Annotated in this window: 18 protein-coding genes, 1 pseudogene and 1 riboswitch; of the genes and pseudogenes, 5 read left to right on the top strand and 14 right to left on the bottom strand. The window is 73.0% G+C overall.

The genetic code is table 11. From position 1 onward, the window contains the following. Positions 1 to 69: 69 nt before the first annotated feature. The 3 genes from ABZ565_RS21650 (at position 70) to ABZ565_RS21640 (ending at position 3209) form a co-directional block, all read left to right on the top strand. Entirely contained in the window at positions 70 to 807 is a 738-nt protein-coding gene (locus tag ABZ565_RS21650; RefSeq protein ID WP_361029133.1) for an ATP-binding cassette domain-containing protein, read from the top strand. After that, positions 789 to 1970, top strand: a complete 1182-nt coding sequence (locus ABZ565_RS21645; protein ID WP_361029130.1) for a hypothetical protein — start codon at positions 789 to 791, stop codon at positions 1968 to 1970. The genes ABZ565_RS21650 and ABZ565_RS21645 overlap by 19 nt, the downstream gene beginning before the upstream one ends. A gap of 108 nt (positions 1971 to 2078) precedes the next feature. After that, positions 2079 to 3209, top strand: a complete 1131-nt coding sequence (locus ABZ565_RS21640; protein WP_361029127.1) for an LOG family protein — start codon at positions 2079 to 2081, stop codon at positions 3207 to 3209. Between the two features lie 4 nt (positions 3210 to 3213). Here the strand turns inward: ABZ565_RS21640 and ABZ565_RS21635 are convergent, their stop codons facing one another. The 4 genes from ABZ565_RS21635 to rlmN form a co-directional block, all read right to left on the bottom strand. Beyond that, entirely contained in the window at positions 3214 to 4239 is a 1026-nt protein-coding gene (locus tag ABZ565_RS21635) for an ABC transporter ATP-binding protein (RefSeq protein ID WP_361029124.1), read from the bottom strand. 3 nt (positions 4240 to 4242) lie between these two features. Then, positions 4243 to 5847: an iron ABC transporter permease gene (locus tag ABZ565_RS21630; RefSeq protein ID WP_361029121.1), complete on the bottom strand. Its 1605-nt coding sequence runs from the start codon at positions 5845 to 5847 to the stop codon at positions 4243 to 4245. Positions 5848 to 5933: 86 nt separating this feature from the next. Next, positions 5934 to 7037, bottom strand: a complete 1104-nt coding sequence (locus ABZ565_RS21625; RefSeq protein ID WP_361029118.1) for a thiamine ABC transporter substrate-binding protein — start codon at positions 7035 to 7037, stop codon at positions 5934 to 5936. Positions 7038 to 7121: 84 nt separating this feature from the next. Beyond that, positions 7122 to 7238: riboswitch (TPP riboswitch) on the bottom strand. Positions 7239 to 7309: 71 nt separating this feature from the next. After that, positions 7310 to 8416, bottom strand: a complete 1107-nt coding sequence (gene rlmN, locus ABZ565_RS21620; protein ID WP_361029115.1) for a 23S rRNA (adenine(2503)-C(2))-methyltransferase RlmN — start codon at positions 8414 to 8416, stop codon at positions 7310 to 7312. A 118-nt stretch (positions 8417 to 8534) separates the two neighbouring features. On the opposite strand from rlmN, the gene ABZ565_RS21615 reads away from it, so the two are divergent. Beyond that, positions 8535 to 9062: a hypothetical protein gene (locus ABZ565_RS21615; RefSeq protein WP_361029112.1), complete on the top strand. Its 528-nt coding sequence runs from the start codon at positions 8535 to 8537 to the stop codon at positions 9060 to 9062. Between the two features lie 67 nt (positions 9063 to 9129). On the opposite strand, the gene ABZ565_RS21610 is transcribed toward ABZ565_RS21615, so the two are convergent. From ABZ565_RS21610 to rpsB, 5 genes are all read right to left on the bottom strand, one after another. Next, complete coding sequence (locus tag ABZ565_RS21610) at positions 9130 to 10224, bottom strand: phosphatidate cytidylyltransferase (protein ID WP_361029109.1); 1095 nt, start codon at positions 10222 to 10224, stop codon at positions 9130 to 9132. After that, positions 10224 to 10781 (bottom strand): ribosome recycling factor, encoded by a 558-nt coding sequence (frr, locus tag ABZ565_RS21605; protein WP_018102371.1) that lies wholly within the window; start codon positions 10779 to 10781, stop codon positions 10224 to 10226. The genes ABZ565_RS21610 and frr overlap by 1 nt, the downstream gene beginning before the upstream one ends. Before the next feature lie 157 nt (positions 10782 to 10938). Next, a complete protein-coding gene (gene pyrH, locus ABZ565_RS21600) occupies positions 10939 to 11715 on the bottom strand; it encodes a UMP kinase (protein WP_361029106.1) in 777 nt (258 codons plus the stop codon). 157 nt (positions 11716 to 11872) lie between these two features. Beyond that, entirely contained in the window at positions 11873 to 12709 is an 837-nt protein-coding gene (tsf, locus tag ABZ565_RS21595; protein ID WP_361029103.1) for a translation elongation factor Ts, read from the bottom strand. Between the two features lie 97 nt (positions 12710 to 12806). Then, positions 12807 to 13745, bottom strand: coding sequence for a 30S ribosomal protein S2 (gene rpsB / locus ABZ565_RS21590; RefSeq protein WP_361029100.1), 939 nt, complete (start codon positions 13743 to 13745; stop codon positions 12807 to 12809). A gap of 381 nt (positions 13746 to 14126) precedes the next feature. Between rpsB and ABZ565_RS21585 the strand changes: the two are divergent. Beyond that, positions 14127 to 14573 (top strand): annotated as a pseudogene (locus ABZ565_RS21585) (M23 family metallopeptidase); the annotation flags it as partial. Positions 14574 to 14659: 86 nt separating this feature from the next. Here ABZ565_RS21585 and ABZ565_RS21580 read toward each other — a convergent pair. From ABZ565_RS21580 to ABZ565_RS21560, 5 genes are all read right to left on the bottom strand, one after another. After that, the gene (locus ABZ565_RS21580) at positions 14660 to 15232 is read right to left on the bottom strand and encodes a helix-turn-helix domain-containing protein (protein ID WP_361029303.1); all 573 of its coding nucleotides are present in this window, start codon (positions 15230 to 15232) and stop codon (positions 14660 to 14662) included. A gap of 86 nt (positions 15233 to 15318) precedes the next feature. Further along, on the bottom strand, positions 15319 to 16155 hold the full coding sequence (whiG, locus tag ABZ565_RS21575) for an RNA polymerase sigma factor WhiG (protein WP_361029097.1): 837 nt from the start codon (positions 16153 to 16155) through the stop codon (positions 15319 to 15321). Between the two features lie 288 nt (positions 16156 to 16443). Continuing rightward, the gene (dprA, locus tag ABZ565_RS21570; protein WP_361029094.1) at positions 16444 to 17682 is read right to left on the bottom strand and encodes a DNA-processing protein DprA; all 1239 of its coding nucleotides are present in this window, start codon (positions 17680 to 17682) and stop codon (positions 16444 to 16446) included. Then, positions 17679 to 19304, bottom strand: coding sequence for a YifB family Mg chelatase-like AAA ATPase (locus ABZ565_RS21565; protein WP_361029091.1), 1626 nt, complete (start codon positions 19302 to 19304; stop codon positions 17679 to 17681). The genes dprA and ABZ565_RS21565 overlap by 4 nt, the downstream gene beginning before the upstream one ends. Further along, on the bottom strand, positions 19304 to 19663 hold the full coding sequence (locus tag ABZ565_RS21560) for a YraN family protein (protein ID WP_018102379.1): 360 nt from the start codon (positions 19661 to 19663) through the stop codon (positions 19304 to 19306). The genes ABZ565_RS21565 and ABZ565_RS21560 overlap by 1 nt, the downstream gene beginning before the upstream one ends. Positions 19664 to 19713 lie beyond the last annotated feature (50 nt).

Below are 19713 nucleotides of genomic sequence, written 5' to 3'. Positions count from 1 at the left end.
GACCGTTCGGCCCTCTCTTCGTTCCCCCGTACGGGGGCGGGATATCTGATCTGAACCGAGGTGTACGCCATGGTGGCCCCGCCGGACAACGATGTGATCTGGGCGCGTTCCCTGCAGCACTCCCACAATGGCTCACCCGCGCTCGGCGGGGTCTCCCTGGGCATCCGCGACGGCGAGATCCTCGCGGTGACCGGTCCGCGCGGCAGCGGCAAGACGACGCTGCTGCACTGCCTCTCCGGCCAGCTCGTGCCCGAGCAGGGCGAGGTCTGGTTCAACAGCGTGCCCGTGCACACGATGGGGCCGAGGCTGCGCGAGCGGCTGCGCCGCGACAAGTTCGGCTGGATCGCTCCCGAGCCCCAGCTGGTCCCGGAGCTGAACACCTGGGAGAACACCGCCCTGCCGCTCCTGCTGCGCGGCGCCTCGCACCGGGAGGCCAGGAAGACCGCCACGGAATGGCTGGAGCGCCTGGACATCGGCACGTGCGCCAAGAAGCGCCCGCACGCCCTCCAGCAGAGCCAGCGCCAGCGGATCGCCGTGGCCCGCGCGCTGGCCGCCGGGCCCTCGGTGATCTTCGCCGACGAGCCGACCGCGACGCTGCACCGCACGGACCGCACGCACGTCCTGCGGACCCTGACCAGCGCCGCCCGCTCGCACGGGATCACCGTGGTGCTCGCCACGCACGACGCCGAGATCGCCGCGCTCGCCGACCGAGTGGTGCCCCTGCTCGACGGGCGCCGCGTCTCGACCGTCGGCCTGCCCGCCGAAGCCGATCCGGAGGGGCGCGCGGCGTGCTCGCTCTCCGTCTAGCCCGCGGTTCCCATCCACTGGTCCTGGTGCGGCGGCTGCTGGTCGCGGCCGCCTCCGCCGGGGTCGGCTTCCTGCTCCTGTGCACCCTCGGCTACGCGGCCGGGCACCCGCACTCGGCGGGTTCGGTGCTGCGGCTGCTGTGGTGCTTCGTCCCGCTGGCCGCCACCGTGCAGTTCGCCGTCGCGGTGGCCCGTACGGACCCGAGCACCCGGCCGCGCACCGGGCTGTCCGCCGTGGGCCTCGGGCCGGTGAAGCTCAGCGTGCTCGCCGCGGTCTCCACCGCCGTCTCGTGCACCCTGGGCTCCGCGGTGGCGCTGCTGTTCTTCCTGCATCTGCGCGGCGATCTGTCCGGGCTGCCGTTCGACGGTGCCGCCGCCGATCTGCTCGGCGCGGACGCGTCGCTGCCCATCGCCGCCGTGCTGGTCCTGCTGGCCCTGGTGCCGGTGGCGGCCGCGACGGCCAGTGCGCTGGCGCTGCGCGGCCGGCCCGTGCGGGCGGCGCGCGAGACGGACGACGGCGGCGAACCGGTGCCCGCCGAGGAGGCCCCCGCCCCCGCCACGCCGCCGGCCGGGCTGCCCTGGGGCGTCGCCCTGACCGCCGCCGGGCTCGCCGTCGAGGCGTACGCGAGCCGGGGCACGGCCGGCAGCCCCTTCCCGCTCCCGGGCAAGCTGGACTCCACCCCGGCCTCGGTGCTCGTCGGCTGGACGCTCACGGCGATCGGCCTGGCCACGGCGGGCCCCGGCCTGACCTACCTGTGCGGCAAGCTGCTCCAGACGGTCCGGCCCGGGGCCGTACGCCTGCTGGCCGGCCGGGTCCTGATGGACGAGGCGCGCCGGATCGGCCGCCCGCTGGGCATCGTCTGCGCCGTCCTGTCGGCGGTCATCGCCGCCTTCGCGCTGTACGGGACGGGACCCCGGCCGTTCGGCCCGCTCACGGCCCTGGGGGCGGTGCTCGTCGTCGGCTGCACCACGGCGACGCTGCTGACCTCGGCCCTGGAGGCCCGCCAGGCCCGAGCCGAGACGGCCAGGGCGCTGCTGCGGCTCGGGGCCCCGGCCTCGGCGCTGCGCGCGGCGACCGCGTTGCGCGCGGCGGCGCTCCTTGCCCTCTTCGCCCCCCTCACCTGGGCGATCGCCGAGCTGGCCGCGCTGCCTCTGATCCCCTGAGCGCGACTGGACGCGACTGGACGCGACCACCGGACCGGCCGGGCTCCTTGCCCGGCCGGTTTCGCGTGTTTCCGGGTGCCCGCCCGGATCGGATCAGCGTTTCGTAGCATGAGCTGCGTGGAGAGCCCGGAGGAGAACAAGAGCGGCCACGGCGACGAGATCGAGTCGCTGGCCGAGTTCGACGCGGCGGTGGCCGCCGGTTCGCTGGCCGGGCGCCGCGTGCAGTCGGTGGACCTGACGGAGCGGAGCGCGGCGCTGCTGGCCACGGACACCGCCGGCGCCGTGTTCCTCGGCTGCCCGATGGAGCCCGGCCCCGAGGAGAAGGTCCGGGCCGGCGGCGCCTTCGTCTTCCCGCCCGTCCCCGGACTGCCCTTCGACCCGTACCGGGGCCTGCTCTACTCCCCCGACGCGCTCTACGACGGACTCGCGAGGGAGGGGTACGCGTCCACGCCGGACGCCCTGGCCCACGACTGGTTCCGGCGGACCCGGTCGGACGGGGACGCGTTCGCCTCGATGCTCCGGGCGCTCCACGACGACGCGATCTCGGACGCGCTGGAGGAGGCGCTCGCCGGGGCCCGGGTGGCCGGTGTGATGGGCGGGCACGCGACGCCCCGGGGCAGCGCCGGCTACGCGGCGGCGGCCCGGCTCGGCAGGACCCTGGCCCGCAGCGGCCTCACCGTGGCGACCGGGGGCGGCCCGGGCGCGATGGAGGCGGCCAACCTGGGGGCGTACGCGGCGCCGCACGCCGACACGATGCTGGACGAGGCGTGCGCGATGCTCGGCGCGGTGCCGTCCTTCACCCCCTCGGTCACCGACTGGGCGCGGGCCGCCTTCGCGGTACGGGAGCGCTGGCCGGGCGGTGGCCCGTCCGTGTCGATCCCCACCTGGTTCTACGGCCACGAGCCGCCGAACCCGTTCGCCGGACACATCGCCAAGTACTTCACCAACGCGCTGCGCGAGGACGGGCTGCTGGCCCGGTCGAGCGCGGGCGTGATCTTCCTCCCCGGCGCGGCCGGGACCGTCCAGGAGATATTCGACAGCGCTACCCCGAACTACTACGAGTCACGCGGCGAACCCGTCCCGATGGTGCTGGTGGGCCACGACCACTGGACGCGCGAGCTTCCCGCCTGGCCGCTCCTGCAAACCCTGGCATCCGGCCGCAAGATGGAGGCCCGCATCGCCCTGGTCGACACGGTGGAGGAAGCGCCCGACGCCCTTGCCCGCCTCTCGGGGGCGTAAACCGTCAGAACAGCGCGGGCAGCACCACGCACTCCGACGCGTCGAAGCCGACGCCCACCCGCTCGCCCTCCTCCGGCGTCCCGCGCAGCGGGCATTCGGCCTCCAGCACCGGACCGCGCTCCGGGTGCAGGGTCACGGCAACGTGGCTGCCCCGGAAGGTGCGGGCGCCCACGACGCAGCGCAGCCCCTTCTCCGGCCCGCCGATCCGCACCCCGGCCGGCCGCACCAGCAGATCGCACGCCCCCTGCGGCGACCCGGCCGGCACCGGCACCTCGCCCCACTCCGTGTCCGCCGCCTCCCCCTCGACGGTCGCCTCGACCACGTTGTCGAAGCCCAGGAACCGCGCCACGAAGGCCGACGCGGGGCGCTGCCACACCTCCAGCGGGGTGCCCACCTGGGCGACGCGGCCCTCGCGCATCACGACGACCCGGTCGGCCAGCGCGAACGCCTCGCCCTGGTCGTGGGTGACGGCGAGCACGGTGGTGCCGAGGCGGCCGAAGAGGGCGCGCAGTTCCACGACGAGCCGTTCGCGCAGGCTGCGGTCCAGCTGGCCCAGGGGCTCGTCGAGCATCAGCAGCCTGGGCCGGGGGGCGAGGGCCCGGGCGAGGGCGACGCGCTGCTGCTCGCCGCCGGAGAGCGCGGCGACGGCGCGGCGTTCGGCGCCGGGGAGGCCCACGAGGTCGAGGAGTTCGGCGACCCGGCGGTCCTGTTCTCCCCGGCCGACCCCGTGCATCCGGAGGCCGAAGGCGACGTTGGCGCCGACGTCCCGGTGCGGGAAGAGCTGGTGGTCCTGGAACATCAGGCCGAGGCCGCGCCGGTGGACCGGGATGCCCTCCTGGTCGGTGCCGTCGAGCAGGACCCGGCCGCCGTCCGCCTCCTGGAGCCCGGCGACCAGGCGCAGCAGGGTGGACTTGCCGCTGCCGCTCGGCCCGAGGACGCAGACGGTCTCATGGTCGGCGACCTCCAGGTCGACCCCGTCGAGCGCGGCCCGGTCACCGAAGCGGACGGTGGCCGATTCGAGCGTCAGCATCGTTCAGAACTCCCCGGATCGGTCGGTGCGGATGCGTTCGAGCAGCAGCAGCGAGACCGCGCACACGAGCATCAGGATGGTGCTGAGGGCCATGGCCTGGCCGTAGTTGAGGTCCCCGGACCGGCCGAGCAGCCGGGCCACGGCCACCGGCAGCGTCGGGTTGTCGGGCCGTGCGATGAACACGGTCGCGCCGAACTCCCCCAGCGACACGGCGAACGCGAACCCGGCGGCGACCAGCAGCGCCCGCCGCACGAGCGGGAAGTCCACCTCGCGCCAGGCCCGCAGCGGCGAGGCCCCGAGGACCGCCGCCGCCTCCCGCAGCCGGGCGTCCACCGCTCGCAGCACCGGCAGCATGGTCCGTACCACGAAGGGCACCCCGACCAGCGCCTGGGCGAGCGGCACCAGGATCCAGGAGGTACGGAGGTCCAGCGGCGGCTTGTCCAGGGTGATCAGGAAGCCGAAGCCGACGGTGACCGCGGAGACCCCGAGCGGCAGCATCAGCAGCGCGTCGAAGCCCCGGACGAGCCGGCCCGCCCGCCGGGTGAGCGCGGCGGCGGCGAGCCCGCCGACGACGAGGGCGATCAGGGTCGCGACGAGGGCGTAGCGCAGCGAGTTCCCGATGGCCTCGACGGGCGCGACCAGGAACGTACCGCTGTTGGCGTCAGCCGAGGTCAGCGCGCGGTAGTAGGCGAGACCGGAGCCGCCCAGCGAGCGTTCCACGAGGACGGCGAGCGGCAGCAGTACCAGCACCAGCACGCTCAGCAGCACTCCTGCGAGCAGCACCCACTGCCCGGCACCGCTCGGCCTGCGCTCCGTCTGTGCCGGGTCGACCAGCTTCAGCGCGCGCTCCCTGCGGCGTACGGTCCAGGCGTGCACGGCGAGGATCGCGCCGACGGCGGCGAACTGCACGAGCGTCAGTACGGCGGCCGTGGGCAGGGCGAGCAGCTGCGCGGTCTGCCGGTAGATCTCCACCTCCAGGGTGGAGAAGCCGGGCCCGCCGAGGATCTGTACGACCCCGAAGGAGGTGAAGGTGAAGAGGAAGACCATCAGGGCGGCGGCCGCCACGGCCGGGGCCAGCGCGGGCAGCGTGACGCGCCGCCAGGCGGTGAACCTGCTCGCGCCGAGCACCCGGGCGGCCTCCTCCTGGCGCGGGTCGAGCTGCGCCCAGAGCCCGCCGACGGTGCGGACGACGACCGCGTAGTTGAAGAACACATGGGCCAGCAGGATCGCCCACACGGTGGTGTCCAGCCGTACGCCCCACAGCTCGTCCAGCAGCCCGCCCCGCCCGAGCAGCGCGAGGAAGGCGGTGCCCACGACGACGGTCGGCAGCACGAACGGGACCGTGACCACGGCCCGCAGCACCTGCTTGCCGGGGAAGTCGAACCGGGCGAAGACATACGCGCCGGGCAGCGCGATCAGCAGGGTCAGCGCGGTCGAGGCGAGCGCCTGCCACAGCGTGAACCAGAGGACGTCCCGGATCTCCGGCCGGGCCAGCACCTCGCCGATCCGGCCGAACTGCCAGACGCCGTCCGCCTTGAGCCCCCGGCCCACGATGGCGGCGACCGGATAGGCGAAGAACACGGCGAAGAACGCGACGGGCACGGCCATGAGGCCGAGCCGCACCGCGGCCGCGCGACGGGCCCGGGCGCGTGCGGACCTCCCGCGCGCGCCCGGACCGCGTACGGGAGTCTTCGCTACTTCACTACGAGCGAGGACCATGACTGGACCCACTGCTCACGGTTCTTGGCGATGGTGTCCGGGGCGACGGTCGCCGGCTTGTCGGCGGTGGCACCGAACTTCGTGAAGAGCTCGGGCACCTTCGCGTCCTTCGCGACCGGGCTGACGAACATGGTGAGCGGCATGTCCTCCTGGAACCTCTTCCCGATCAGGAAGTCCAGCAGGGCCTTGCCGCCCGCCTCGTTCTTCGCGCCGTCCAGCAGACCGGCGAATTCGATCTGGCGGAAGCACGTTCCGGTGGCGACCCCGGTGGGCGCGGTCTTCGGCCGCGGGTCCGCGTACAGCACCTCGACGGGCGGACTGGAGGCGTAGCTGACGACGAGCGGCCGGTCGGCCTTGGCCTTCTTGCCGCCGGCCGAACCGGAGAACTCCTCGTTGTACGCCTGCTCCCAGCCGTCCACGACCTTGACGCCGTTGTCCTTCAGCTTCTTCCAGTAGTCCTGGTAGCCGTCCTCGCCGAAGGTGGCGACGGTGCCGAGGAGGAAGCCGAGGCCGGGCGAGGAGGTCGCGGCGTTCTCGGTGACGAGCAGGTCCTTGTACGCGGGCTTCGCCAGGTCGGCGAAGGTCTTCGGCGGCGCGAGCTTCTTGTCGGCGAAGTACTTCTTGTCGTAGTTGACGCAGATGTCACCGGTGTCGACCGGGGTGACCCGGTGCTTGTCCGCGTCCAGCTGGACATCGGCCGGGACCCGGTCCAGGCCCTTGGCCTCGTACGGCGTGAACAGGCCGTTGTCCAGGGCGCGCGAGAGCAGGGTGTTGTCGACTCCGAAGAACACGTCGCCCCGCGGGGAGCCCTTGGTCAGGATCTCCTGGTTGAGGGCGGCGCCCGCGTCCCCGCTCTTGAGGACCTTGACGGTGTAGCCGGTCTCGCGGGTGAACTCCTTCAGCACGTCCTTGGAGGCGTTGAAGGAGTCGTGGCTGACGAGGGTGACGGTCTTGGAACCGGCGCCCTTGGTGGAGCCGGAACCGGACGCCGAGTCGTCGGAACTCCCGCAGCCGGCCAGCGCGGTGACGCCGAGCGCGGCGGCGACGGCCGCCACCGCGGCCTTCTGGGTGGTGCTCATGTGTGATTCCTCCTGGAGTGACCAGGAAGAGACGCGGCCCTGCCCGCACACCGGCCGGAACCGGAAGCGGGCAGGGCGCAACAGCTTGAGTATGGTCCGAACTTCCTACCCGGAATGACCCGGGCGAGGTTCAGAGGGTCTGCGGCCAACCTGTCCTTGGTGCCGCACTCTCAGCGCTGTGGCGCTCCCCTGTCGGAATATGCAGTTGATTTCGGCCCCAGGCTACACGGCCGTTTTCGGCCGGGGCCCCGGGCACCGACGACCGCCCGCCCTCAGCGCTCGGAGGCCGCCAGCTGCCCGCAGGCGCCGTCGATCTCCTGGCCGCGGGTGTCGCGGACGGTGACCGGCACGCCGTGGCTCGCGATGGCCTCCACGAACGCCCGCTCGTCCTCGGGCCGCGAGGCGGTCCACTGGGAGCCGGGCGTCGGGTTCAGCGGGATGAGGTTGACGTGGACCCGCTTGCCCTTGAGGAGGCGGCCGAGCAGGTCGCCGCGCCACGCCTGGTCGTTGATGTCGCGGATCAGGGCGTACTCGATGGAGATGCGGCGGCCGGACTTCTCCGCGTACTCCCACGCGGCGTCCAGCACCTCGCGCACCTTCCACCGGGTGTTCACCGGCACGAGGGTGTCGCGCAGTTCGTCGTCCGGGGCGTGCAGCGAGACGGCGAGGCGGCACTTGAAGCCCTCGTCGGCGAACCGCAGCATCGCGGGCACCAGGCCGACGGTCGACACGGTGATCCCGCGCTGCGAGAGGCCGAGGCCGTCGGGCTCGGGGTCGGTCAGCCGGCGGATCGCGCCGACGACGCGGTTGTAGTTGGCCAGCGGCTCGCCCATGCCCATGAACACGATGTTGGAGAGCCGGGCGGGGCCGCCGGGGACCTCGCCGTCACGCAGCGCGCGCATGCCGTCCACGATCTGATGGACGATCTCCGCGGTGGAGAGGTTGCGGTCGAGACCGGCCTGCCCGGTCGCGCAGAACGGGCAGTTCATCCCGCAGCCGGCCTGCGAGGAGATGCACATCGTGACCCGCTCCGGGTAGCGCATCAGCACGGACTCGACCAGCGTCCCGTCGTGCAGCTTCCACAGGGTCTTACGGGTGGTGTCGTCGTCGCAGCTGATGTGCCGGACGACGGTCATCAGGTCGGGGAACATCGCCTCGGCGAGCTTGTCCCGCGATCCGGCCGGGATGTTGGTCCACTCGGCCGGGTCGTGCGCGTACCGCGCGAAGTAGTGCTGCGAGAGCTGCTGGGCGCGGAACGGCTTCTCGCCGATCGCGGCGACGGCCTCCCTGCGCTCGGCGGGCGTGAGGTCGGCGAGGTGCCGCGGCGGCTTCTTGGCTCCGCGGGGCGCGACGAAAGTGAGTTCTCCGGGCTTAGGCATGGTTCTTCCAGTGTCGCAGACGCGCGGAGGTACCCCGGTGCGGTCGCGGTGAGGGGCGGCTCACGGGGTAACCGGGACAACACAGGGAGTTCCGCAGCCGCCGCAGGAGGTAGGTGCCGTGCACACCGTCAAACACTGGTTCAACGACAGCCTGATCGGGCAGGGCCTGGTGGTCTTCGGGCTCGGTGTGGGCCTGAACGCGCTGTTACACCGCGACGAGCATCCGGCCATGTGGCTGGTCCAGGGCGCCGTCTACACCATCGTCGTGATGGTGGCCGTGGCCCTCCAGCGGAGGCGGACGAGCCGGGTCACGGGTGCCTCCCCCGGCGCCGTCGCCGGCCTCCTGCGCAAGATCCGCCACCACGAGGTGCCGCGCGACCCGCAGGAGCGGGCGGTGATGCGACGGCTGGTCGACGACCAGCTGGGCAGGATGGAGCGGGGCCGGCGGTGGCTGCCGTACTGGCTGGGCGCCATGGGCCTGGTCGCGATCGGTCTGCTCGTCCTGAGCTCTGCCGGCGGCTCCCTCGGGTTCGCCCTGGTCTTCGCCCTCTTCGTGGCGGCTTTCTGCGCCTGGATCCTCTGGACGCGCCGCCGGGCCTTGAACCTCTACCGCGACATGCGGACGGCGCTGCGCGACCACGGTTGACGCCACCCATGGCTGAGGGGTCACCGCTCGCGAGCGGTGACCCCTCAGCCATGGGTGCGAGCCGGTCTCAGCCCGAGCCGACGAACAGCACCAGCAGCAGCCAGACCACCGGGGCGGTCGGCAGCAGCGAGTCCAGCCGGTCCATGATCCCGCCGTGGCCGGGCAGCAGCGTACCCATGTCCTTGATCCCGAGGTCCCGCTTGATCATGGACTCACCCAGGTCGCCCAGGGTGGCGCTGGCCGCGACCGCGAGGCCCAGCAGCAGCCCCTGCCACCAGGAACCGCCGTCGATCAGGAACTGCATGCACAGCGCACCGGCCACCATGGCGAAGGCGACCGCCCCGAGCAGGCCCTCGCGGGTCTTGCCGGGGCTGATGCGCGGAGCCAGCTTGTGCTTGCCGAACCGCCAGCCGACCGCGTACGCCCCCGTGTCGCTGACCACGGTCAGCAGCAGGAAGGTCAGCACCCGCTGCGGGCCGTCGTCGGCCGTCAGGAGCAGGGCGACGAAGGTGGCCAGGAAGGGCACGTAGAACGCGGCGAAGATGCCCGCCGTGACGTCCCTGAGGTAGTCCTCGGGCGGCTGCGCCATCCGCCACACGAGCACCGCCAGGGCGGTCAGGGCCATGGCGACCCAGGCGCCCTCGGCTCCGCGCGCGTACCCCGCGACGACCATGGCGGCACCGCCGACGGCGAGCGGTACGAGGGGCGCCTTGATGCCCTTGCGCTCCTCCAGCCGGGAGGTGAGCTCCCAGAGCCCGACGACGACGGCGAGCGCGATCACGCCGACGAAGACCGCCTTGACCACGAAGAGCGAGACCACGACCAGGGCGCCGAGTCCCAGGCCGACCCCTATGGCGGCTCCCAGGTCCCGGCCCGCGCGCTTCTTCTGCGGAGGCGGGGGCGGCGGCGGCGCGGTCGGCATGGGCTCCTGCGGCTTCTCGTCGCGGAACAGGGGGCCGCCGCTCAGGCGTCCGGCCCCCTGGTCCCGGTGATCACGGTCTTCAGCGTCTCTACCTGCGTCGGGAACGTCCGGCACGATGGGCATGGGCCGAGTCTGCTGGGCGTCGTGCACATCGTAGGCAGGACCCGCCGCAGCACCCTGCATCTCCGGCGCGACCCGGTGGCCGGCGCCCTGCGGAGCGCCCCAGGAAGAGTCGTTCATCAGACTTCGAGCAGCTCGGCTTCCTTGTGCTTCAGCAGCTCGTCCACCTGCGCGACGTACTTCGCGGTGGTGTCGTCGAGCTCCTTCTCGGCACGGCGCACCTCGTCCTCGCCGGACTCCTTGTCCTTGACCAGCTTGTCGAGCGCTTCCTTGGCCTTGCGGCGGACGGCCCGGATCGAGATCTTGGAGTCCTCGGCCTTGGTCTTCGCGACCTTGATGTAGTCGCGGCGGCGCTCCTCGGTCAGCTCGGGGAAGTTGACCCGGATGATGTTGCCGTCGTTGCTCGGGTTGACACCGAGGTCCGAGTCGCGGATGGCCTGCTCGATGTTGCGCAGCGCGGTCTTGTCGAACGGCGTCACGACGGCCATACGGGGCTCGGGCACCGAGAACGAGGCCAGCTGGTTGATCGGGGTCGGCGCACCGTAGTAGTCGGCGACGATCTTGTTGAACATCGCCGGGTGCGCACGGCCGGTACGGATCGCGGCGAAGTCCTCTTTCGCCACGACGACGGCCTTCTCCATCTTCTCCTCGGCCTCAAGGAGGGTTTCTTCGATCACCACGTGCTCCTGCGTGTCTTGAACGGGCCCGGCGGGCCCGGCGGGTCCTGCGTCGCGTCCTCACCTGCACGGTGTCGGACCGGCAGGCCGTTGTCCATCTTCCGGGGCGGTCCCGCGCCCCTGTTCCACCGGGCCTCACCGGTGGACGCGCCCGTGGTCAGGCGCGGGTGTCCTGGTCGCTCACGAGCGTGCCGATCTTCTCACCCTTGACGGCGCGGGCGATATTGCCGGCGGCGGTGAGCTCGAAGACGAGGATCGGCAGATCGTTGTCACGGCAGAGGGTGATGGCGGTGGCGTCGGCGACCTTGAGGTCGCGGGCGAGCACCTCGCTGTACTCCAGCGCGTCGAACTTGACCGCGGCGGGGTTGGTCTTCGGGTCGGAGTCGTAGACCCCGTCCACGCCGTTCTTCCCCATGAGCAGCGCCTCGGCGTCGATCTCCAGAGCGCGCTGGGCGGCGGTGGTGTCGGTGGAGAAGTAGGGCATGCCCATGCCCGCGCCGAAGATCACGACGCGGCCCTTCTCCAGATGACGCACGGCGCGCAGCGGGATGTACGGCTCCGCGACCTGGCCCATGGTGATGGCGGTCTGGACGCGGGAGTCGATGCCCTCCTTCTCCAGGAAGTCCTGGAGGGCGAGGCAGTTCATCACGGTGCCGAGCATGCCCATGTAGTCGGAGCGCGCCCGGTCCATGCCCCGCTGCTGGAGCTCGGCGCCGCGGAAGAAGTTGCCGCCGCCGATGACGACCGCGATCTCCGCGCCGTCCCGTACGACCGCCGCGATCTCCCGGGCGATGGCGTGCACGACGTCGGGGTCGACACCGAGGCCCCCGCCGCCGGCGAAGGCCTCACCGGACAGCTTCAGCATGAAGCGTCCGGGCACCTTGCCGTCCTCGCGCTTGTCGTCGTCTTTGGCGGCGTCCGCGCCCTTGTTCATGGGGATTCTCCTCGTGCGCATACGAAGAAGGCCATTGCCGGTGGGTCTGGTGTCCCTCAGCGGCAATGGCCTCCTCGTCAGATCTGCGGTCGTACGGCGGTGTGCGGCCGTCGACTGCACCAGACCCTACCGGGTCCGCCGTTTTTCGCGGACGGACTCAGATGCCGACCTTGATACGCGTGAAGCGCTTCAGGGTGACACCGGCCTCGTCCAGAACCTTCTGGACCGACTTCTTGTTGTCCAGCGCGTACGGCTGGCCGAGAAGGGTGGCCTCCTTGAAGAAGCCGTTGACGCGACCCTCGACGATCTTCGGGAGGGCGGCCTCGGGCTTGCCCTCGGCGCGGGTGGTCTCCTCGGCGACGCGGCGCTCGGCCTCGACGACCTCGGCCGGGACGTCCTCGCGGGAGAGGTACTTCGGCGCGAAGGCGGCGATGTGCTGGGCGAGGCCCTTGGCCAGGTCGGCGTCGGCCTTGTCCAGCTCGACCATCACACCGATCTGCGGGGGCAGGTCGGGCATGGTGCGGTGCATGTAGACCGAGACGAAGGCACCCTGGAACTGCGCGAAGCGGTCCAGGACGATCTTCTCGCCGAGGTTGGCGTTGGCCTCGTCCACGTACGCCTGGACGGTCTTGCCGGGCTCGATCTCGGAGGCGAGCAGCGCCTCCAGGTCGGCCGGGGAGGTCGCGGCGACGTGCGCGGCGAGGGCGTTGGCGACGGCCTGGAACTTGTCACCCTTGGCGACGAAGTCGGTCTCGCACTTCAGCTCGACGAGGACGCCGGAGGTCTTGTCGTCGGAGACGACGGAGACGACCGCGCCGTTCTCGGCGGAACGGCCCTCGCGCTTGGCGACGCCCTTCTGGCCCTTGATACGCAGGGCCTCGACGGCGCCGTCGACGTTGCCGTCGGCCTCGTCGAGCGCCTTCTTGCAGTCCATCATGCCGGCGCCGGTGAGCTCGCGGAGCTTCTTGACGTCAGCGGCGGTGTAGTTCGCCATGAGTCTGTGTTCTCTCTCGAAGTCTGAAAGATCTACGGGTGGACGGCGGGGGCGGTGCCAGTGCACCGGCCCCCGCCGTCGTCAGCCGTGACGGGTGTCAGGCCTGCTCGGCGTCCGCGGCCGGGGCCTCGGCCTGCTCGGCGTCGGCGGCCGGGGCCTCGGCCTGCTCGGCGTCGGCGGCGATGGCGGCCGGCTCCGCGTCGGCGGCGGCGTCCTTCTCGGTCTCGACGGAGGACTGGACCTCGGCGTCGGCCTTCTTGTCGCCCTCGAGCAGGTCGCGCTCCCACTCGGCGAGGGGCTCGCCGGCGGCCTTCTCGCCCGGCTTCGAGTCGCCGGTGGCGGCGCCGGAGCGGGCGATGAGGCCCTCGGCGACGGCGTCGGCGATCACGCGGGTGAGCAGGGTGACGGAGCGGATCGCGTCGTCGTTGCCCGGAATCTTGTAGTCGACCTCGTCGGGGTCGCAGTTGGTGTCGAGGATCGCGACGACCGGGATGTGGAGCTTGCGCGCCTCACCGACGGCGATGTGCTCCTTCTTGGTGTCGACGACCCAGACGGCGCTCGGCACCTTCTGCATCTCGCGGATACCACCGAGGGTCTTCTCCAGCTTGGCCTTCTCGCGGGAGAGGACCAGGAGCTCCTTCTTGGTGAGGCCGGAGGCGGCCACGTCCTCGAAGTCGATGAGCTCCAGCTCCTTCAGGCGCTGGAGACGCTTGTAGACGGTGGAGAAGTTGGTGAGCATGCCACCGAGCCAGCGCTGGTTGACGTACGGCATGCCGACGCGCGTCGCCTGCTCGGCGATGGCCTCCTGGGCCTGCTTCTTCGTACCCACGAACATGATGGAGCCGCCGTGCGCGACGGTCTCCTTGACGAACTCGTAGGCGCGGTCGATGTACGACAGCGACTGGAGCAGGTCGATGATGTAGATGCCGTTGCGCTCGGTGAAGATGAAGCGCTTCATCTTCGGGTTCCAGCGACGGGTCTGGTGACCGAAGTGGACGCCGCTTTCCAGCAGCTCCCGCATCGTGACGACGGCCATGGCCGTACTCCTTGAATTTCTCGGTTGTCGCGGCAGCAGGATTGCTGCCACGCCTGACGCCCCGGCGCGCCGTGCCGCAAGGGACCGAGGGGCGCGGCCACCTCCGCTGAACGGGTGGTGGCGGGGCGTGCGAAGTCGACCCGGTGACCCGAGTCGCCAGAAGAAGTGTACGGGACCGTCCGGGTCCCGGGTGACGGCGCTGTCCACAACCGGCCGGTAGTCCACAGCTCCGGCCCATGATCCCCACGCGGGCGGGGTCCGGGGGACGGTGGTGCCATGCGAATCACATGCGAACGGATGCGGTGGTGGGCGCCCCGGGCCGCCGTCGTGCTCGCCGCGCTGGTGGCGTGGGGCGGGTGGCCGGGCGCCGCCGTGGCGGCCGACACCGGGCAGCGGGTCTGGCCGCTGGCGGGGCGGCCTTCGGTGGTACGGGGATGGGAGCCGCCCGCCGGTCCGTACGGGCCGGGCCACCGGGGCGTGGACCTGGCCGCCGCACCGGGCACCGAGGTGCTGGCCGCCGCCGCGGGCCGGGTCTCGTTCGCGGGGGCGGTCGCCGGGCGCGGGGTGGTCTCGGTGGAGCTCGCGGGGACGGACGACCCGCCGCTGCGGACGACGTACGAGCCGGTGCGCCCGCTGGTCGCGGAGGGCGACGAGGTCGCGGCGGGGCAGGTGGTGGCCGTGCTGGAGGCGGGGCCGTCCCACTGCTCGGCGGGCTGCCTGCACTGGGGGCTGCGCCGGGCCGACGCGTACCTGGACCCGTTGTCGCTGCTGCCGCCGTCGCTGCTGCGGCGCGGCCCGTCGCGCCTGCTGCCGGTGTACGGCGTGCCGCTGCCGGGGGCGGCGGTCGCGTACGGGGGCGCCGCGCCTGCCCTGCTGGTGGTGCTCGGCGTGCCGTGGTGGAGGCCGCGCCGGGGTCAGTCGCGGATGCCGGCGCCCCGGACGCCGTCGAGGATCATGGCGACGGCGGTGTCGGCGATGACGCCGGGCTCCTCCGCCACGGTCAGCTCGATGCGCCGGACGGCGGCGTCCACGGACCCCTGGAGCAGCATGGCCGCGAGGCGGGGCTCCGCGTGGCCGAGGTCGCCGAGCGCCTCGACGATCATGGCGATGAGCCCGCCGTGCGCGGCCCGGATCTTCTCGCGGGCGCCCGCGTCCAGTTCGCTGGCGGAGATCGCGACCACGGCCCGGTGGCGCCGGTCCCCGACCAGGTCGAGCTGGCGCCGGACGTACGCCTCGATCTTCCCCTCGGGCGTCCCGGCCCGCTCCATCGCGCTCTCCACCTCGGCCGCCCAGACGGGGAAGTCGACGGCGCAGAGCTCCTCCACGACAGCGGCGCGGGAGCGGAAGTACTCGTAGACGGAGGACCGGGCGAGGCCCGTGCGTTCGGCGAGGGCGGGGAAGGTCAGCGCTTCCGTGCCCCCTTCGGACAGCAGGGAGCGCGCTGCGTCCAGGAGGGCGCCGCGCTGCATGGTCCGGTGCTCGGCCACGGAGGCCGCTCGAATCCTGGGCACGCCTCCACTCTACGGCGACCGCCGCAGAGGGGTACCCGCGCGGGCCGAGCCGGAAGGCCCGCTCAGCGCCCGGCGTCCGCCAGCTTCGCGCGGAGCTGGAGCACCGACTTGGTGTGGATCTGGCTGACCCGGCTCTCGGTGACCCCGAGGACGTTGCCGATCTCGGCGAGGGTGAGGCCCTCGTAGTAGTAGAGCGTGACGACCGTCTTCTCGCGGTCCGGGAGGGTGTTGATCGCCCGGGCGAGCAGCCGCCTCAGCTCCCGGTCCTCCGCCACCTCCACCGGGTCGTCGGCGGCGGTGTCCTCCAGCGTGTCCATCAGGCTCAGCCGGTCGCCGCCCTCGCCGCCGACATGCAGCAACTCCTCCAGCGCGACCACGTTGGCCAGGGACAACTGGCTGAAGACGGCGTGCAGTTCCTCCAGCGTGACGTCCATCTCCGCCGCGACCTCCGCCTCGGACGGGGTGCGGCGCAGCTGCGCCTCCAGCGTCGCGTAGGCGCGTTCGACGGCGCGCGCCTTCTGCCGCACGGAGCGCGGGATCCAGTCCAGCGCCCGGAGTTCGTCGATCATCGCGCCCCGGATGCGGGTGATCGCGTACGTCTCGAACTTGATGGCCCGTTCGATGTCGAACTTCTCGATCGCGTCGATCAGCCCGAACACCCCGGACGAGACGAAGTCCGCCTGCTCGACGTTGGACGGCAGGCCCACGCTCACCCGGCCGGCGACGTACTTGACCAGGGGCGAGTAATGCAGGATCAGCTGCTCCCGCAGCCGCCCGTCGCCGGTCGTCTTGTACGAGCGCCACAGCTCGTCGAGCGAGGTCGGGGCGGGAGGGCGCACAGTGCCACGCGCAGCCGGTGGTACTGCCGCGCGGTCAGACCCGGAGGTGTGCTGGGGCATGTGGTGCCTTGAGCCGTTCTGCCGTGAAGTACTGGGACTTGTCTCTGGGGCGGAATCCTTGTGAGCGTAGCGTGACTGAGGTGTCGCGGTGCGCGCAGGATAGAGGATGGCGCCCGGGCGCTCCCGGGCCGGCGGAGATGACGCGGGACCCGGCCGCGGACATGACAGCCCGTCGGGGTGCGGGCACGCCGGGCGCCCGGGGCCGTCGCCGCAGGCACCGGCCCCGGAGCCACCGTCGAAGCGTCCGCCGAGGTCATCGGCATCACCTTTTCACCCGAATGCCCCAGGTCAAGAACCGCCTCGCCGCGCGTCGTCCCGGCAAGTCGGCCTCCGCGTCAACCTCCATCCCTCGCCCTCGCGTTCGACGTATCCCAGTGAGTGCAGTTCGTACAGCTTGCCGAGTGCCTCGTCGGCGCTGGTCCCGGCACCCCGCGCCACCTCCCGGGCGTCGACGGCGGTGCGCGCGGGAAGGGCGTCCAGCACCCGCCCGGCGACGGGGTCGAGCAGGTCCCGGGCCAGCACCGGACCGCTCCTGGACGGCGCCAGGTCCCCCATGTCGCCCACCAGCTCGGCCACTTCGGCGGCGTCCGTCACCAGCACGCCGTCTCCGCGCAGGAGTTCGTGGACACCGGCCGACAGACCGCTGGTCGCCGGCCCCGGAACCCCCATGGTGAAGCGCCCCAGCCGCTGCGCGACCCGCGCCGTCACCAGCGAACCGCTGCGGTACTCCGCCTCCACGACCACCGACCCCCGCGTCAACGCGGCGATCACCCTGTTCCGCAGGACGAACCGGGTCCGCGTCGGGTGCTCGGACGGCGGCAGCTCACCGATGACGAGCCCCTGCCCGGCCACCCGCGCGATCAGCTCGGCGTGTCCCGGCGGATAGGCCACGTCCACCCCGCAGGCCAGCACCGCGATCGTCGCCCCGCCCGCCGCCAGCGCACCCCGGTGCGCCGCGCCGTCCACCCCGAAGGCGGCGCCCGAGACCACCACCCAGCCGCGCTCCGCGAGCCCCGCGGCCAGCGTCGTCGCCATGTGGGCCCCGTACGGGGTGCAGGCGCGGGCGCCGACCACGGCGACCGAGCGCAGCGCCCAGAGCCGCAGATCGGGCCCGCCCCGCACCCACAGCCCGGTCGGCCGCGCGTCGCCCAGGTCGTCCAACTGCGTCGGCCACTCGCGGTCGCCGGGGCAGACGAAGCGCCCGCCGACCGCGGCGACGGCGGCCAGGTCCCGCTCCGGGTCCGCCCGGGCGGCCCGGAGCCGGTAGCCCGCGAGCCGCCGCACCGTCATGCCGCGCAGCCGCTCGGCCTCCCCGGCCGGGTCCGTGATGCGGCGCCACAGCCCGACCGCGCCGCACTCCCGCAGCCACCGCCCGCCCCGCTCGTCGCCGGGCTCCAGCACCCGGGTCAGCGCCGCCCGCGCCAGCCGCTCCGGCGCGTCCGCGGGCCCGGCCGCCCCCAGGTCCGCGCCTCCGCCCGCCCCCGGGTCCGTGCCGTACGCGAGTCCGGCTCCTTCGTGGCCCGTCATGGCGCCCCCGCCCCCAGCGGCACCCCGCGCGGGATGCCGCTGCGCAGCTCCAGGGCGGCCGCCACGTCCGAGGCGTCGGGGCGGGCCGCGCCGCGCAGGTCCGCGACCGTCCACGCCACCCGCAGCACCCGGTCCAGCCCCCGGGCCGTGAGCAGGCCGCGCTCCATGTCCCGCTCGGCCGCCATCAGCGCGCCCGGGGCCGCGGCCAGCCGGGTCCGCAGCTCGTGGCCGGGCACCTCGCTGTTGGTCGTCCAGGGCGTGCCGGCCAGCCGCTCGGCCGCCCGGTCCCGGGCCTCCCGCACCCGGGCGGCGACGGTTGCCGTGGACTCGCCCCGGCCGCCCCGGCCCATCAGGTCCTCCCGCGTGACCGGGGCGACGGTCACCCTGAGGTCCACCCGGTCGAGCAGCGGCCCGGAGAGCCTGGCCTGATAGCGCCGCACCGCGGACGGCGGGCACTCGCAGCCGTCACCGCTCAGGGTGTGCCGCCCGCACGGGCACGGGTTGGCGGCGAGCACCATCAGGAACCGGGCCGGCAGCCGGACCACCCCCGCGCTGCGGGCCACCACGACGTGCCCGGACTCCAAGGGCTGGCGCAGCGCGTCCAGCGTCTTCACGGAGAACTCCGGCGCCTCGTCCAGGAAGAGGATTCCGCGATGGGCGAGCGAGACGGCTCCCGGCCTGGGCAGCCCGTTGCCCCCGCCGACCAGCGACTGCATGGTCGCCGAGTGGTGCGGCGCGCAGTACGGGGCCCGGGCGATCAGGGGCTCGCCCGGGGGCAGGATGCCGGCCACCGAGTGGACGGCGGTCACTTCGAGGGATTCCTGCCGGGTGAGCGGCGGCAGGATCGCGGGCATGCGCTCGGCCAGCATGGTCTTCCCGGCGCCCGGCGGACCGGTCAGCAGCAGGTGGTGGCCGCCGGCCGCGGCGACCTCCAGGGCCTTGCGCGGCCGCTCCTGCCCCGCCACGTCCGCCAGGTCCGGCCGGCCGCCGTCCCCCGCCGCCGGGCCCCGGGCGAGGCCGGTGCCCAGTCCGGCGCCGGGCACCATCAGCCCGGCGAGCATCGGATCGGGGCGGCCCTCCTCGTCGGGCCGCTGTTCGTCCGGCACCGGTTCGTCGCACAGCACCGCGATCAGCTGCCGCAGGCTGCGCACCCCGAGCACGGAGACACCGGGGACGAGGGCGGCCTCGCCCGCGGTCTGTTCCGGGACGACCACCTGGCGGTAGCCGGCGTCGGCCGCCGCCAGGACCGCGGGCAGCACCCCCCGTACCGGGCGCACCCGGCCGTCGAGCCCCAGTTCGCCGATCATCACCACGTCGGCGATCGACGCGGGGTCGATCCGCTCGGCCGCGCCCAGGACCGCGCACGCCACGGCCAGGTCGAAGCCCGAGCCGCCCTTCGGCACCGAGGCCGGGGACAGCCCCACGGTGAGCTTCTTCTGCGGCCACTCCGCCCCGGAGTTGACCACAGCCGCCCTGACCCGGTCCCGGCTCTCCACCAGGCTCTTGTCGGGCAGGCCCACCAGTGTGAACGCAGCCACACCGGCTTCCAGGTCCGCCTGGACCTCCACCACCACGCCCTCGACGCCCACCAGGGCGACCGAGCAGGCACGTGCGAACCCCATCAGGCCACCCCCCGCGCGTGCTCGGCCAGGGGCGCGCCGCGCTCGGGCAGGACCACCCCGACCAGGTCGATGCGCACCCCGCCCGGCGGCGGGCCGCCGTGCCGCTCCAGCCACAGCGCGGCCAGCCGGCGCAGCCGCTCGGCCTTGGCCGGGGTGACCGCGGCCATCGGATGCTCGTACGCGCCCGACCTGCGGGTCTTCACCTCGCAGATGACGAGCGCGTCCCCGTCCATCGCGACGATGTCGATCTCACCGGCGCGACAGCGCCAGTTCCGTTCCAGGACGGACATGCCGGCGTCGGCCAGCAGCCGCGCCGCCAGGTCCTCGCCGTACCGCCCGAGAGCCCCCCGTGCGTTCATATCGGCACCACCTCCGGCACCGACTCTGACGCGTCCGCCCTATTTCAGTG

The sequence above is a fragment of the Streptomyces sp. NPDC016469 genome, assembly GCF_040632905.1.
GTDB lineage: Bacteria > Actinomycetota > Actinomycetes > Streptomycetales > Streptomycetaceae > Streptomyces.
The sequence above is the reverse complement of the archived record's forward strand: the minus strand, read 5'-3'. Positions and strand labels throughout refer to the sequence as shown.